This window comes from Actinomadura nitritigenes (assembly GCF_017573545.1).
Classification (GTDB): Bacteria; Actinomycetota; Actinomycetes; order Streptosporangiales; family Streptosporangiaceae; genus Spirillospora; species Spirillospora nitritigenes.
The window spans coordinates 1-15,506 of record NZ_JAGEOK010000073.1; the positions used below are offsets into that span (position 1 = coordinate 1).

12 protein-coding genes and 4 pseudogenes are annotated in these 15,506 nt (G+C 68.6%); 8 read left to right on the forward strand and 8 right to left on the reverse strand.

The genetic code is table 11. The annotated features are described in order from the left end of the window. Positions 1-1,010: 1,010 nt before the first annotated feature. From J4557_RS48285 to J4557_RS48295, 3 genes are all read right to left on the reverse strand, one after another. Positions 1,011-1,232, reverse strand: coding sequence for a hypothetical protein (locus J4557_RS48285; protein ID WP_208274632.1), 222 nt, complete (start codon positions 1,230-1,232; stop codon positions 1,011-1,013). Positions 1,233-1,363: 131 nt separating this feature from the next. Further along, positions 1,364-2,821: an MFS transporter gene (locus J4557_RS48290; protein ID WP_307800630.1), complete on the reverse strand. Its 1,458-nt coding sequence runs from the start codon at positions 2,819-2,821 to the stop codon at positions 1,364-1,366. Continuing rightward, positions 2,818-3,339, reverse strand: coding sequence for a DUF2231 domain-containing protein (locus tag J4557_RS48295; RefSeq protein WP_307800631.1), 522 nt, complete (start codon positions 3,337-3,339; stop codon positions 2,818-2,820). The genes J4557_RS48290 and J4557_RS48295 overlap by 4 nt, the downstream gene beginning before the upstream one ends. Before the next feature lie 159 nt (positions 3,340-3,498). Between J4557_RS48295 and J4557_RS48300 the strand changes: the two genes are divergently transcribed. From J4557_RS48300 to J4557_RS48320, 5 genes and pseudogenes are all read left to right on the forward strand, one after another. After that, positions 3,499-4,434 carry a LysR family transcriptional regulator gene (locus J4557_RS48300; RefSeq protein ID WP_208274638.1) on the forward strand — a complete coding sequence of 312 codons (936 nt, stop codon included), beginning with the start codon at positions 3,499-3,501 and terminating at the stop codon, positions 4,432-4,434. Between the two features lie 550 nt (positions 4,435-4,984). Continuing rightward, complete coding sequence (locus J4557_RS48305; RefSeq protein ID WP_208274639.1) at positions 4,985-5,461, forward strand: hypothetical protein; 477 nt, start codon at positions 4,985-4,987, stop codon at positions 5,459-5,461. Between the two features lie 305 nt (positions 5,462-5,766). Then, positions 5,767-6,360, forward strand: a complete 594-nt coding sequence (locus J4557_RS48310) for a hypothetical protein (protein WP_208274640.1) — start codon at positions 5,767-5,769, stop codon at positions 6,358-6,360. Between the two features lie 1,191 nt (positions 6,361-7,551). Continuing rightward, positions 7,552-8,801, forward strand: a pseudogene (locus J4557_RS48315) (IS256 family transposase). Between the two features lie 81 nt (positions 8,802-8,882). Then, the gene (locus J4557_RS48320; RefSeq protein ID WP_208274641.1) at positions 8,883-9,626 is read left to right on the forward strand and encodes a phosphotransferase family protein; all 744 of its coding nucleotides are present in this window, start codon (positions 8,883-8,885) and stop codon (positions 9,624-9,626) included. A gap of 186 nt (positions 9,627-9,812) precedes the next feature. Here J4557_RS48320 and J4557_RS52445 read toward each other — a convergent pair. Beyond that, positions 9,813-10,364: pseudogene (locus J4557_RS52445) on the reverse strand (helix-turn-helix domain-containing protein); the annotation flags it as partial. On the opposite strand from J4557_RS52445, the gene J4557_RS48325 reads away from it, so the two are divergent. Further along, entirely contained in the window at positions 10,273-11,151 is an 879-nt protein-coding gene (locus tag J4557_RS48325) for an ATP-binding protein (protein ID WP_208274642.1), read from the forward strand. The pseudogene J4557_RS52445 and the gene J4557_RS48325 overlap by 92 nt on opposite strands. A 249-nt stretch (positions 11,152-11,400) precedes the next feature. Here the strand turns inward: J4557_RS48325 and J4557_RS48330 are convergent. After that, positions 11,401-12,197, reverse strand: a protein-coding gene (locus J4557_RS48330; protein WP_243777530.1) for an IS5 family transposase whose coding sequence is annotated in 2 segments (ribosomal slippage) — positions 11,401-11,855 and positions 11,855-12,197 — 798 coding nt in all. Because the reading frame shifts where the segments join, the coding sequence is not laid out codon by codon here. Between the two features lie 117 nt (positions 12,198-12,314). On the opposite strand from J4557_RS48330, the pseudogene J4557_RS48335 reads away from it, so the two are divergent. Together J4557_RS48335 and J4557_RS48340 are read left to right on the forward strand one after the other, a co-directional pair. After that, positions 12,315-13,182, forward strand: a pseudogene (locus J4557_RS48335) (IS5 family transposase). A gap of 18 nt (positions 13,183-13,200) precedes the next feature. Continuing rightward, on the forward strand, positions 13,201-13,461 hold the full coding sequence (locus J4557_RS48340) for a hypothetical protein (RefSeq protein ID WP_208274644.1): 261 nt from the start codon (positions 13,201-13,203) through the stop codon (positions 13,459-13,461). A 78-nt stretch (positions 13,462-13,539) separates the two neighbouring features. Here the strand turns inward: J4557_RS48340 and J4557_RS48345 are convergent. From J4557_RS48345 to J4557_RS48355, 3 genes and pseudogenes are all read right to left on the reverse strand, one after another. After that, positions 13,540-13,641 (reverse strand): annotated as a pseudogene (locus J4557_RS48345) (IS481 family transposase); the annotation flags it as partial. 154 nt (positions 13,642-13,795) lie between these two features. Then, positions 13,796-14,560, reverse strand: a complete 765-nt coding sequence (locus J4557_RS48350) for an IS5 family transposase (protein ID WP_208274646.1) — start codon at positions 14,558-14,560, stop codon at positions 13,796-13,798. Between the two features lie 129 nt (positions 14,561-14,689). Further along, entirely contained in the window at positions 14,690-14,932 is a 243-nt protein-coding gene (locus tag J4557_RS48355) for a hypothetical protein (protein ID WP_208274648.1), read from the reverse strand. Positions 14,933-15,506 lie beyond the last annotated feature (574 nt).

The window sequence follows — 15,506 nt, forward strand, 5'->3', positions numbered from 1 at the left end:
GGCCTTTACTACACAACTCTGGATCAAATAGCTCAGGCACCGAGCGCTGTGAACGGATCACACACGTAATGAATGTCCCGGTCCGACGGATTAGCCTTCGGCTACAAACCCGTCTCGGCCGCACGAGTGAAGGGCGAGGCCCCGCGGCCTCGCCCTTCACTCCACCTTAGGTCAGGGCGATGAGAAAGTCGCCTGTTTGGAGCGATCGTCACCGGTGTCCGGATTTGTGACGGTGACGCCGTTGCTGGGGATGTTGGCGGGATTCACCGATCCGCGCAGGCCGCGTGGGGTGCGGCATGCTCTGGTGGCGGTACTGGGGGGGTGGCGGTGGTGGCCACGTTGGCCGGAGCGTCGGACTACCGGGGGCTGGGGTCGGTTGCCGCGGATTTTCCGCAGCAACTGCTGAAGCGCCTGAGTGCCCGGTTCGACTCGGGCAAGGGCTGCCCGGTCGCGCCGAGAGCGGGAACGTTGCGGCGGATGCTGATCGCGATCGGCGCCGATAAGCTGGACCGGCGGGTCGGGGGGTGGCTGCGTGAGCACGCCGGCTGTGACGCCGATGGGTGGGCGATCGCACTGGACGGCAAGGACCTCAACGGTTCATGGGACGACCACGGCCGGCTCGTATTGTTCTCCGCCATGACCCACAGCAGTGACGATCAGGCGGCCATGGTCATCGGGCAGATCGCCGTGCCTGAGCGCACGACCGAGACCAACCAGGTCAAGAACCTGCTCGATGGGCTGGACATCGCCGGGGCGCTTGACCGCCGCCGCAACGCACACCTGCGCCGAAACCGCCCGCTACCTGGTAGAGGACAGGAACGCCGACTACCTTCACCACCGAACGCGGCCACGGCCGGATCAGCCGCTGGTCGACCTGGACCACCCCCGCCGGAGCGGCCCCCGAATGCACGCTGCCGGTTCCGGACTCACCCACCAAGATCATCCCAATGTGGGTTCTTGGGCTCATGTAGATGCCTGCGTCCATCAACAGCCGCCGCGCCGCACGACGATCACTCACGATCTTCCTCGACATCCTTCGGGGCGCACTCGGCGCAGTCGGGCGCACCATGCACGCGACACAGATCCAGCCACTCGATCAGCTCGGCCGCGACCTCATGGACACCGACCGGCCCCGTCGGCTGACCGGTCGCGAAGGTCGGCATGGTGAAGCCCTCCCGCCGCACCACCCCAACCGACTTCAACGCACCAGAGATCAAGCTCTCCGCAGACATGCCCACATCGTCCCGGACCTACAGCCCGGTAGCCCCGGAAGGACCGGTCCCGCCAAGCCTGACCGCCCGACGCCTCTTGAGCGGGACTTTCGCCCGCTACATCACCCCCGCTTCCGGCGTCCATCCCGCTATTACGTCGGCTCTGCAGGCGTGGTCGCGTCGGGGGCGGCTCGCCGAGACGTGCTCCAGGTCGTGAGGAGTGCCGCGGTGAGTGCTGCGGCGGTGGCTGCAAGGTATCCCGGCCTGGGATCGAGCGCCGGGGTGGTATGCGTCGCGATGTGGCCGGTCCGCGGACCGTGCACGGTGGCCAGCGATCCCATCACGGCGACGCCGAGGACGGCCCCGAGTTGTCTCGAGGTTCCCACGGTCGCGGAGGTCACGCCGGCGCGGGCCGGGGGCATTGCGACCATTGCGATGTCGGTGAGTAGCGGGTTGGCCAGGCCCAGACCGGCGCCGAGGAGCAGGAAGGCCGATTCGGTGGGCAGCAGACCGGCGTTCTGTTCGGTGAGGACGAGCAGAACTGAGCCGGCGGTCAGGGCTGCGGCGGCGGACAGCAGGATCGGCCGCGCCCCGAGGCGCGGCGCCAGACGCCCGGCGGCGGTGCTGCCCAAGGCCAATGCGGCCGGGGCGGGGAGCAGCCTCAGGCCGGTCTGCATCGGGGACAGGCCCTGGAGTTGTTGCAGTTGCAGAGAGCCGATGAACAGGATGCCGTTGAACGCCAGGTAGAACAGCACGGCCAGCAGGCTCGCGCCGACGAATGCCCGGTCCCTGTACAGCGCCGGATCGATGAGCGGATGCCGGGACCTCGTCTCGGCGACACCGAAGGAGACCGCTGCGACGGCCGCTGTGCCGAAAAGCAGCAGGCCCGGTGTCGACAGCCAGCCGGCGGACGAGGCGTGGATGAGGGCGTAGGTCAGGCTGGCGGTGGTCAGGATCCATAGCGTCTGCCCGACGAAGTCGAACGGTCGCGGGCGCTCGGCGCGGGACTCGGGGACGTAGCGGTGGGTCAGGAATAGGCCCAGCGCGCCGATCGGCACGTTCAAGACGAAGATGGCACGCCAGTCGACGGCGGCGACCAAGGCGCCGCCGATCAACGGCCCGGCCGCAGCCGCTACGCCCGAGGACCCGGCCCACACGCCGATCGCGCGGGTCCGGGCGGCCGGGTCGGCGAAGGTGTGGGCGATGATGGCCAGGGTCACCGGCATGAGCATGGACGCGCCCACACCCTGGAGGACCCGCGCGGCGATCAGGGCCGGAAGGTCGGGGGCGGCCCCGCACGCGAGCGAGGCGAGGGTGAAGACCGCCAAGCCGACGAGGTAGACGATGCGACGGCCGAAGCGGTCACCGAGCCCGCCGCCGGTCACCCCCAGACAGGCCAGCGCCAGCACATAGCCGTCGACGACCCACTGCAGGGCGCTGACCCCGCCGCCGAGATCGCGGCCCATGGTCGGCAGCGCGACGTTCACGGCGGTGGCGTCGACCTGGGTCATGACCAAGCTGAAACAGCATATGAACAGCACGATTCCGGCGCCGCGGGGCGCGGCCCCCGGCCGCGCCCCGCGGCGACCCGTGAGCGTCGGCGAGTTCACCGCTCCGCCGGTTCCTCGATGCTGCCGGCGGGTGCCGGATCGGGCGCGACACCCGCGGCGAGGTCCTGGCCCCTTCCGTGGACGAGCTTGCCGCCCACATGCAGGCCGAAGATCGTGAGCGCGACCGTGATCGCCTCGACCAGGAGCACCGCCGCCGGTGTGGCTCCGGCGTCGGGATACTGCTGGCGACGCAAGGTGAGCTCGGCGATCGTCAACACCATCACGGTTCCCATGATCGCGGCGTGCTGATTCACCCCGCGCCGCGCGGCGGGCCCGCGCTCCAGCACACGGGACCGGTCCGCCAGGCCGGCCAGGGCCGCCACGAACATCACGCCCATGCCGACCATGAGAACCCAGGTCGCGGCCTCGTACAGGTTGCGCGCCGAGCCGTGGCCGGACCCGGTGGCCACGGAGATCACGTCGAGGACGGCCGCCGTGATCGACGCGCCGATCGGAACGTGCACCAGCGGCGGATGGTAAGGCATACGCCGCCGGCCAGGGGTCGCGGGGGAAGTCATAGTTCTCCAAATCGGTTCGTCGCCTGGGCGCGCAGGATGATCGCGGCCAGGCGCGGAAGGCCTGCCGGCACGGGTCGGGCGCCGGACACCTCCAGGATGTGCCGGGGAGCGATCAAAAGTCCAAGATATGATTTTGATGATCACTGATAAGTTTTCACTATGGAATTGCGGCAGCTTCGGTACTTCGTGACGGTGGCCGAGGACTTGAACTTCACCCGTGCCGCGGCGCGGGTTCACGTCGCGCAGCCCGCGATCAGCCAGCAGATCGCCCGGCTCGAACACGAACTGGGCCAGGAACTGTTCGACCGGTCCGGACGGCGGATCCGGCTGACCGCGGCCGGGGAGATGTTCCTTCCCTTCGCCCGCGAGACCCTGGAGACCGCCGCCCGAGGCCGCGACGCTGTAGCCTCTCTGGCCGGGGCTCTGGCCGGGCGCCTTTCGATCGGCACCATCCAGTCTCCGCCGCCCTCCCTGCTGGATGTGCTCGCCGCGTTCCACCACGACCATCCGCTCGTGGAGATCTCCCTACGCACCGCCAACCCGCAACACCTGGCTGAACACGTCGCCAAGGGCACCCTGGACGCCGCCCTGCTGGGGATCACCGGACAGCCGCTGCCCGCCGCCGTCGCCACCGCCGCCTACACCACCGAACCGCTCTTGGCCCTCGTTGCGCCCGACCACGCGCTCGCCGGTCGGGCTCACATCACCCTGGCCGCACTCAAGGACCAGCCCTTGGCCACGCTCACCCACGGCAGCGGCCTGCGAACCGTCCTCGAAACCGCCTGCGCCAAGGCCGGATTCACGCCTTTGATCCACGCCGAGACCGACGACATCAGCCTTCTGATCGACTTGGCGGCCCGCCGCCTCGGCGTCGCCCTCATCCCCGGTGCCGGCCTCGTCCCCGGCACCGGCCTCGTGCCCTCCCGCTCCGACCTGGTCGTCCTCCGCGTGCACCGACCCAAACTCGCCCGGCGCACCGTATTGGCCTGGCACCGACACCGACCCACCCGCCCGGCACTGGCCTTCCTGGACTACGCACGGGCCGCGACCTCGCCCGACACCGAAGACCGGGCGACTCTCAGCGAGTCCAGTTGAGGGTTCCGGCGATGTGAAACGGCAGGCAGCAGGCGGCCGAGCGGAGCACCGCGCAGGCGACCTCCAGTTCTGGCGCCCGTCCACGCCTGCGCCATGTCGCGCTCCTCGCTCCTGCCCTCGCGAGGCCCCTTGGAAAGTCATTAGGCGACCACCCCCGAGGAGGCGTTGGCGATGTCCGAGGCCGATATCCTGCACGGGCGCGCGCATTTTGAGGAGCCCGACGCGGCGGAGCTGGAGGGTCGCCGGCCCGCCGCCCGGCTGGGTGGGCTGGCGGGAGTGGGCCGCCGAGCCGGCACATCCGCTCCACCTACCGGATGAACCACCCTGGCCAGCACCGGAATCCACCTTCTCGGCGCCCGCCCTGTCGCCCACCGAGTCCTCGTCATGGAAATGCCAGCCGCAGTCGTCACCCGTGCCACCGGCTACACCGCCGAATGCTCCCCAGGACCACGCCACCGCAGCCAGGTGGTGCCACCCACGCTGCTCACCAGCGGTGACCAGCGCAGAAACCAACTGTCTTCCCCTATGCCACAAGTGTGATCAGGTGCCGGTGGACATCGTGGTGCAATGGATGCGCCTCTACTGGACGAAGAACTCCCGCGGAGGGTCGGGAGCCATCCGGCGCAGCGCGCTCCCCGAGGCCTTCGCGCTTCCCGAGGCCGAGCCACCCTTCGTCCATGAAGTGCAGTTGCTTGAGCGGAACGGCTTCTCTCCCAGAGAGACCGTCACCAGCGGGCTCCCGCCAGCATCGCAGGTCGAGCTGATCGAGATCGACGGCCTGCTGCGCGTCCTCCCGATTCGGAACGCACCCGAGTGGGCGAGCAATGGACTCGACCTCGCCTGGCGGTCGCCAACCGCGACCATACGGCCCCGACAGACCCTGCGCCGGCAGATCAACCACCGCCTCACTACCGAACGCGGCCGGTACTACCGGCTCGACACCCTCAACGTCTCCTACGGCCACCGCACAGCCGAACTCTTCCTCCACCCGCCGACTCAACGAGTCGACGAACGCTCCCACCTCTGAACCACCGAACTCACGACACCTCGATGCGCAACACCGCCAGTACTTTGTGACGGTGGCCGGTCGCTGTCTCTGGGCTTCCCTCAGAGGCCGTTCACTGGATCGGGCGGTAGCGATCATCCAGATGGGGGTCCGGAGCGAAGGCCCCCGGCCGCTCCTTTGAGTCGTGGCCAGGAGCCTCGATTCGGCACGACATCCGGCGGTAGTCCAACCTGTTGAACCTGGCGCGCGTACTGGTCTGGCGCTGGGGCTCGATGGCCCCCCGGGGCGCCTGATGGAAGGCGGCTTGAGCCGCTACTGTGCCGCGCATGGCTGGCCTGGATGATGGTGATCACGTGTGCGCCGAGGTATATCTGCTGATGCTGCACGAGCCCTATGAGGAGGAGCGGCACCCGGTGCCGATCAACGCCACGATCGTGCACGCGGCCACGCTCCTTCATCCGTCAGTGCCGCAGCCCGACGGTGGCCGCATGTACCGGTGCCTGACCGAGTTCCCCGACCGCAGCCCCGGATGCGTGATGCCGCTCTCGACACTGACGCACGAGCTGAACGGCGGCCGGCTGTGGGGAGCCGTCGGCGATTGGGAACGGGTGACCGACGCCGTGGTAGCCCTTGCGCGCGCCGACCGGTGCGATGCGATGCCGCTGGGGTTGCCGCAGGTGTCGGCGGCGCTGCTGGCAGGCGGCCCGCACACCACCCTCACGATGCACCACCCTGACGGCACGAGCACCGAGTACGGCGGCACCGACCGCCTGGAGCGCCTGCGCGAACTGGAGGGGCATGTCCGCGGCTTCGTGGCGCGGGCGCCGTTCTGGCCGGGAGACGACCTTGTGACGCCGGCTCCGTTCGCCGGGCCGAGACCCTACCGGCCCTACCGGCCGGAATCGCACGGGTGGCGCTGACCCTGCGCTTGCCGAAAACCCCATCCATGCTGGTCAGGCAGGGCCGTCGACGAGCAAGCCACAAGATCGCCAACGGTCCATGTCGGCTCGTTGCCGGCTCGGCGGTTCCGAACCGGATCGGCACGCGGTGGCATCGTGCGGCACGAGAATCGGGCTCGATGCGGACGGATCGACACAGGCCGAAACTGAACAGGCCGCTCCGATACGGCAGTTTCGGACTTTTAATCCGCAGGGTGTCGAACTGCTGGGATCCGTCCGCCGGCATCCGTGTTCATTCAGGTGAGAGGCGGTCTTGTCCGGCAGTCCACTCCATCGACACGAACCAAGGGCGACTGACGCTGCAGCGGCCCCCGCCGACGAATATGATCTTGTTGGTCGTTGAGCACCTCCGACCTTACGGGGAACCGCAGGGGGAGCCAATTGGGGAGCCACCATAGGTGGGCCCCCCCGGACCCGCCGCGACTCCCCGGGGTGTTTCTGCAGGTGAGAGGCTCCCCGATCGACTTCTTTCGACCTTGATCGACTGGTCTGCTGTGCCTGGGGGTCAAGAGGTCGTGGGTTCAAATCCCGCCGTCCCGACAGAGAAGTACCAGCTCAGAGGCCGTTTCCTCCACCCGGAGGACCGGCCTCTTGATCGTTTGTTAGCCGTTCGTTAGTGAACTCAGCCGCCCCTGGCGGCACTCGCCCGGTTCACACAGGACCAGGAGAACCGGCCCCGGCCCGCTCCAGCCCACCGAATGTTCACACGTCCTGGGCCACCGGCCACGTGATCGTCATCCGATCCCGAACGCCACCGACCACCAAGGCCGGGCGACCCAGGGCTGCAGCGCCGTCGCGACGAGCCAACGCCCCGCCGCGAGTAGCAGGTTCGTCCACCACCAGCCTCAGCGGCGCATCTAGCCGCCTCCAGGCCAGCCGACAGTCGCCGCTCTGCGTCCATAGGAGACATCCAGCCCGGCCACTCTCGGGCCCCTGGTGCCTCCAACTGGCCGCCGCCCTGGCCTTGGCCTGAAGCAGCCCAGGGCGGCGGGCGACAGAAGGAGCGAATGCTCCTACTGGCCTTCCTCAGAGCAATGCTCAGGACTTGTGGATCAGCTCCTGGGGGCGCACGAAGGGCGTACCTTCCCGGGTGAATGATCAAGAAGTCACCGAGTAGACCTGCGTTGCAGCGCGGGTCGGTAAGGCACGCCTGTGCTGAGCGTAGTCACCGCCGAAGGTTCCACCGAGTCCGGCTCCCTGATCGACGAGATCGTGCGAGAGGGGGCGTGGCGGATGCTGGCCGCCGCGCTGGAGGCGGAAGTCAACCAGTACATAGCTGAGTTGGCCGCCGAGACCGATGCCGCTGGTCGCCGTCTGGTGGTCCGCAACGGGCACCACCGGCCCCGCACGGTGGTCACCGCGGCCGGGCCGGTCGAGGTCACGGCGCCCCGGGTGAACGACCGGCGCGTCGACGACGCCAGCGGCGAGCGCAAACGGTTCTCCTCGAAGATCCTGCCTCCGTGGTGCCGCGAGTCGCCGAAGATCTTCGAGGTCTTGCCGCTGCTCTACCTGCACGGCCTGTCCACCGGCGACTTCGTGCCCGCGCTGGAGCAGTTCCTCGGCTCGGCAGCCGGGCTGTCGCCGGCCACCGTCACCCGGCTGACGAAGCAGTGGGGCGACGACCACGCCGCCTTCAGGCCCGCGACCTGTCCGACCGGGACTACGTCTACGTGTGGGCCGACGGGGTGCACCCCAAGGTCCGGCTCGGGCAGGCCCACTCGTGCGTCCTGGTGCTGCTCGGCGTCCGTCTCGACGGTACGAAGGAGCTCATCGCGCTGGCCGAGGGCCTACGCGAGAGCACCGAGTCGTGGGCGGACCTGTTGCGGGACTGCCGACGCCGGGGCATGCGCGACCCCGAGCTGGTGGTCGGCGACGGCGCGATGGGGCTCTGGAAAGCACTGGCCGAGGTGTTCCCTGCTGCTCGCCAACAAAGGTGCTGGGTCCACAAAGCCCGGAATGTCACGAACGCACTTCCGAAGTCAGCGCAGCCGAGCGCGACGAGGGCGATGCAGGAGATATACAACGCGGAGGACCGCGCCCACGCCGAGCAGGCGATCGACGCGTTCGCCCGCACCAACGGCGCGAAGTGGCCGAAGGCGGTCGCGAAGATCACCGACGACCGGCAGGAGCTGCTGGCGTTCTACGACTTCCCGGCCGAGCACTGGATTCACCTGCGGACCACGAACCCGATCGAGTCGACTTTCTCCACGGTCAAGCTCCGCACCAAGGTCACCCGCGGCGCGGGCAGCCCCGCAGCCGCGCTCGCGATGGTGTTCAAGCTCGTCGAGTCCGCCCAGTCACGGTGGCGCGCGATCACCGGCGCCCATCTCGTCGCGCTGGTCCGTGCAGGCGCCCAGTTCGAAAACGGTGTCCTTGTCGAGCGGGAGGAGCAGGCCGCTTGATCGTCTCCAGGAGCCACCTGTCGGTGGCTGACACGCGATAACCAAGTGAACGTCATCGGCCACCCCGGAATACTGACCGCCATGGATGAAGTCAAGGTTGTTGTCGCCCATTCCGAGCGCGCAACCCTGCGGGTCGGCGACGTCTTCCTGAAGGTGGACGCCGATCAGGCGCGCGTTGACGCCGAAGTTGAGGCGATGGCCCTGGCACCGGTCCCGACCCCGGAGATCCTGTGGCGCAAGCCACCCGTGCTCGCGATCGCCGCGCTCAAGGGGGCGACGCTCGGGCGCCTCGGTGAGCCATCGACCGCGTCGCCGGCGGCGTGGGCCGCGGCGGGCGCCGCCATCCGGAAGCTGCACGACGCGCCGCTGCCGTCCCGGCCCGGCCGAGCCGGCCGCAGCATCGTCGCGCTGACGGCGGAACTCGACGACGAGTGCGAGTTGCTCGTGACGAACGCCGTCCTGCCCCTCGACCTGGTGACTCGCAACCGCCAGGTCGCTGAGGCCGCGCTACGGCCGTGGACTCCAGCGTTCACGCACGGCGACCTGCAGATCGCGCACGTCTTCATCGACGGCGACGAGATCACGGGCATTATCGACTGGTCCGAGGCGGGCCAGGGTGATGCCCTGTACGACCTTGCCACCTTCACGCTCGGACACGAGGAGCACCTCGACGACGTCATCGCCGGCTATGGCACCGACATCGACCTCGACGTGATCCATGCGTGGTGGTCGTTGCGAAGCCTGCTGGCGGTTCGCTGGCTGGCCGAACACGGCTTCGACCCCTTCGCGCAAGGCTGTGAAGTCGATGTGCTGAGATCCCGTTAGTGAGGCTGCGGGTCCGGCCTCTTTTGCAACAGCCCGCGCTCGCACGTCATCTCGTCCACAGGTCTTGACTATTGCTCCTTCCTCAACATCGAGCAGGGCTCGAAGAGTTGCGGTGGGAACTCGGACGAAGGTGCCGATGCGAATGACCTTGCATGGGAAGTCGCCGTGTTTCGCGATCCGGCCGACCTGGGAGGTGGAGGCCGACACGCAGCAGGCATCGGCCACGTGCTGGGAGACAGCCCGGTGGGACCAGGTCGCTTCCGGAGGCGGCGGCATGCTGGTTTCTGTGGCCACGATCGCTACGCGGACCTCGGGCCCGTAGATCTTCGGCCGCCCCGACCGTTCGGCGTCCCGCCAGCCGTCCGGGCCCAGTGCGGCGAACCGTCCGCGCCACTTGTGCACCGTGTTCACGTTGATTTCGAGCTCCCTGGCGATCGCACCATTGGCGAGTCCGTCCGCCGCCGCCGCGAGGACGATCCGGGCCCGCAGCACCGCCCGCACCTCGCATTTGGCCGAGGCCACCGTCCGCACAGCCGCTCGCGGACCCGCGAATCGATCGCCACCGCCACCGCTGTCCCCGCCCGTCGCCCACCCTCCACGGCCAACGATCACGGCGGGCCGCTGCCGCACCCGGCAGGATGGGCGCGTGCCGAAGAACCCCCCGGAATCGATGCAGCACCACCTGCGCCGGCGTCTGAACCGCCACGCCCGCGCATGCTGGCCCCACGCGGACGCCATCACGGTCCGCTTCCGCACAGGATTCGCCTACGTGGCAGCCGAGTTGCCCGGCGAGCAGTGCCTGCCACTGTGCCGGCTGCGTTTCACCGGCGTACTGCACACTTGGGGCTTCGCCCTCTACCTGGCCGGCACCGACAGCTACCAGGACACCATCCTGCCCAGCGGACTGCCCGCCGGCTCCCCGGAGGAAGCTCTCGACTGCGCAGGCGACCTGTACCTCAACGCTCTCGCGCCCGTCATCCGGGTGCCGGCAGGACTCGTCGTCCTCGTCGGCCCGCCGGCTTCGGGCAAGACCAGCTTCGTTCGGGCACTGATCGCGCGCCGGCAGATCGACGCGGAAGCCGTGGTGTCCAGCGACGAGATCCGCACGGAGCTTTTCGGCACCTCACCCGCGCAAGCGGAATCCGACGCGGCGGACGCACGGATCTTCGAGGAACGTGACCACAGGATCGTCGCCAGGCTCGCCGCCGGACACAGCGCGGTCGCCGAGTCAACGAACGTCACGCCGCAGGCACGCGCACGACTCATCGCCATCGCCAGGCGCTTCAACGCCCCGGTGACCATGCTGCGATTCAACCCGGACGTCACCGATCTTCTCCAGCAGTACACCGAGCGAGGCCGCACGGACCTCACCGCCGCGGACGTCCGTGCCTACGCCGCCATCATGACCCGGGACGCCGGTGCCGACCGGCTCCGCTCCGAGGGCGCAACCAGCGTCCACGACGTCCCCGGACGTCGCCAAGCGGCCACTCCCACCGAAGCCGCCGCGCACTTCTCCTTCGTCTGACACATGCGACGTGTTCAGACCCGCCCCCCACACGAACTTCCGCGGACCAGCACTAGAGACCAACGTGATCGATGGTCAGCGGACCACACGGGTCGGCGACGAAGAGCAGCAGGCCACCATTCGGAGTCCGTCGCGAGGAGGTGAACCCAGCTGTGCCAGCACAGCGGCAAGGCGAACACCGCCGCGCGCACAGGCCACCTGGCTGAAGGCGGCATCGGCCACTGGCGCTGCTACTACTAAGACGTCATCTCATTTGGCCAGTCGGCGGTGGCAGATGAGGGTGGCGGCGATGCCGACGAAGGCCAGGAAGTGCTCGGGCTTGCGTTCGTAGCGGCGGTGCAGGCGGCGGCAGCCGTTGAGCCAGGACACTGTCCGTTCCACCACCCAGCGGTGCCGTCCGAGCCGGTGGGAGGACTCGATGCCGCGGCGCGCGATGCGCGGCGTGATGGCCCGCCTGCGTAGCCAGCGCCGCAGGTCGGCGTAGTCGTAACCCTTGTCGCCGTGCAGCTTGGCGGGACGGCGCCGGCGCGGCCCGCGCCGGGAGCGGATCGGTGCGATGCCCCGCACCAGCGGCTCCAGTGCGAGCTTGTCGTGAGTGTTGGCCGATGAGATTCCGACAGACAGGGGCAGTCCGGCACGATCGGTCAGCAGATGGATCTTCGACCCACGTTTGCCGCGGTCGACAGGATTCGGGCCGGTCAGCTCCCCCCTTTGCTCGCGCGGACGCTGACGGAGTCGATCGCGCACCGCGACCAATCCAACTCCCCGCGCGCGCCCAGCTCGTCCAGCACCAGGCGGTGCAGCTTGGCCCATACCCGCGCGGCCGTCCACTCGGTGAAGCGACGGTGCGCGGTAGGACCCGACGGCCCGAACACCGGCGGCAGCTGCTGCCACGTACAACCTGTGGTGGCCACGAAGATGATCGCCGCCAGCACCTCACGATCCCCGTACCGGCGCCGGCCACCGCACTGCGGCCGCGTCGGAGCGGGCGGCACCACCCGCTGGAACAGCTCCCACAGCTCCTCTGGCACCAGCCGCTCGACCATCTCCACGGCCGCACACTACCGGCGCCAACCCAAATGAGATGGCGTCTAAGGCCTGTCCGGTAGATCTTGGTGTTTTGCTGAGGTCGATCTTCGGGTGTGGGTTGATGGTGTGTCGTGGTGCGACGGCATGAGTTGACCGATGCGGCGTGGCGGCGGATCGAGCCGCTTTTGCCCGCGCAGCCCGTTCGGGGCGGCCGGTGGGGCGATCACCGTACGGTGGTGAACGGGATCTTGTGGAAGCTGGCCACCGGTGTGCCGTAGCGGGACCTGCCCGAGCGGTACGGCAACTGGAAGTCCGTTTATGAGCGGTACCGGCGGTGGGCCGCCGATGGCACCTTCGATGCGATCTTGACCCATGTGCAGGTGCACGACGACTCGGTCGGCCGCATCGACTGGACCGTCAGCGTGGACTCCACCATCGTGCGCGCGCACCAGCACGCCGCCGGGGGGCCCGCAAAAGGGGGAACCGGGTGGGACGAGCCGGGCATCGGGTCAGGCGCTGGGACGGTCGCGGGGCGGGCTGACCACCAAGGTTCACCTGGCCGTGGAAGGCCGTGGCCTACCGCTGTCGATCGTGGTCACCGCCGGGAACGTCAATGACTGCACGGTCTTCGGGCAGGTGCTGGCCGCCATCCGGGTGCCCCGGTGCGGGACGGGGCGGCCACGATACCGGCCCGACCGGGTGATCGCCGACAAGGCCTACAGTGCGGCCGCGATCCGCCGGTCACTGCGGGGCCGGGGAATCGCCGCGACCATCCCCGAACGCACTGATCAGAAGGCTTAACGCGCCCGCCGCGGCTCGCGCGGCGGGCGTCCACCGACCTTCGATCCAGCCCTCTACAGGCGCCGCAACGTGGTCGAACGCTGCATCGGCCGCCTCAAGCAATGGCGCGGCATCGCCACCCGCTACGACCAACTCGCCCGCAACTACCGGCCCTCGGCAGCAATCGTCCTGGTCACAGCACTGCTCTGGATCAAAGCATGATCCACCGGACACGGCCTAGTGCTGGCGGCTCTCGCCGACGGTGAACTGCGGGACGCGTGCGAGATCGCGCAGAAGGCGTGTCCGACGGCGCAACAAGGCTGCCCCGAGCGGAAGGTGATCCAGGACGCGATCGACGAGGTACTGCCGGAGATGCATCACAGCGGTGAGCTCATCTACGGTCAACGCGAGGTACCCGCAACGGTGTGGTTCGGCGACTCCCCGGCACCGCCGATGCGCGTCCGGATCTACATGTCGGCCGCGGCCTTCGATGGCGAATGACCGCGCTGCGATTCCCCGCTGTCTCAGTCGGATGGACATCTCTCAGAGCCCGGCCCCGAGGGGATGGTCTTCGCCCGGCTAGCTGTTCTGTCCCATGAGGTCGGGCACGCGGCTGGCAGGTGGTTGGCCGCCGAATGCAGTGTGGCCGCGGTGGTGATTGTAGCTGTGCAGCCATTGCGGGAGTGCTCGGCGGCGTTGGTGCCGCTCCTGCCACAACCGCACCATCCGACCATGATCAACGATCAGGGACCCGGCCACCATCACAACCATGCACGAGGTCGTTAGTAGCGCCCCACAACGGACGTCCCGCGAAGGCATTGAGCCTTTTCCAGCATCAGTCTGAGCTGGCCAGATGGAGGCAGAGGACAGCCTGGACGAGACCCGTGGTTCGGGCCGGTGAACAGCGGAGCCTGCGCAGAAGACGCCAGGACTTGAGCGCGGCGACGGCCTGCTCGACCAGCGCCCGGATCCTGGCATGAGACCGGTTGACGGCCTGCTGCCCCTCGGAGAGGTTCTCCCACCGCCCGCGGTAGGGGACGCGGACGGTACCGCCGGCGCCCTGATAGGCCTTGTCGGCCCAGCAGTTGATGCCGGTTTCGGCGAGGGCGTCGATGATGCCGTGCTCGCGGGCCGCGCGGACGTCGTGGACGGCGCCGGGCAGGGCCGGTGAAGCCCACAGCAGCCGTCCGGCCGGATCGGCGAGGACCTGCACGTTCATCCCGTGTTTCTTGTGCTTTCCCGAGTAGAAGGGCCGGTCGGCGGCGACCCGGTCGATCGGTAGCAGCGTGCCGTCGAGCAGGACGAACGCCTTCATCGACGCCGTCCGGGCCGCCTGGGCGAGCGTCGGGGCCAGAGCGGCCAGGACCTCGACCGCCTCGGTGATGTACCGGTAGGCGGTGGTGATCCCGACTCCGAAACCGGCGGCGAGTTGGGCGTAGGTGTGCCCGTTGCGCAGGTGGGCGAGGACGAGCAGGGCCTGGCGGCCCGCGGGCAGGCGCCGCCACCGGGTGCCGATGGCGCGGCGGTGTTCCCGCAGGCGCTGGGATAGGTGGCGCAGGGCGGCGCTGGACACATCGATGCCGGACGGGTAGACAAGCATGCGAAGCCTCTGGTGGAGCCGGTCTTCTTGGTCGAAAACCCATCTACCAGGGGCTTCACCCGTCTGTCAGCCCAACCCCGCGGCCACCGCAGCAGGTTGAAAAGGGCTCACTGTCTCGGAGTCGGGAGACTAAGCCGGCTTGCCCATGTCGATCCACCGCTGGAGCTTCTCCAGTTGCTCCTCCGGCCACGTGCCGTCGCAGGGCATGCGTCCGGTCAGCAGGGAACCGATGATGGCGTCGGCGTGCTTGGAGACATCCGAGTGGTCGTACAGGTCGAAGAAGGACAGCATCGAGTCGCGGTCCTTCGCGCGGAACAGGGGCTTGATGTCCCGCTCGAAGCTGAGCTCGTCGCCTCCGGCAGGTGATGGCATGTCTTATCTCCTTGTCGTGGAACCGGTCTTAGAGAAAGACAAGGCTGCACGCCGATCGGTGACACGCTCCGCCCAAGGGGAGGGTGCCGGCTAGTCCAGCTCAGCGCCGTCCGTTCCCGGGCAGTGCGCTTCCGCCCGTCGAAGAGCTGATGGTGGCCCCGCGCTCGGTAGGAATGAGACACCGAGACGCCCCATGGGGAGCAGGTTCTCTCGCCCATGCTCGCCCATGAGGGGCTCTACGCCGCGAAGGCTTGGTGAGTCTTCGGGAGCTCGGTGAGGAAGGACGGTGCTCTGGTTGCCGGTCCTTCGAGGAACTCACCGCCCCGTACCTTGCCGCTGTCCGCCCACCGGGGCTTGCTGCGCGGCCTGGCGGGCGGGCTGCTTCTCGTGCAGCTGTTGCGCGGCAGGCTGACGAAGTCATCCGTGTGGTAGAGGTTCGGCTATCACCTAAGAGCGTGTCTCACGTGGATCCGACCGCCGGTGTGCGGCATGATTTGGGGGCATGTCGTCGGATCTTGCGCTGCGGCTGGTGCCGGACGAGTTGTGGGCGATTGTTGAGCCGTTGATTCCGGGG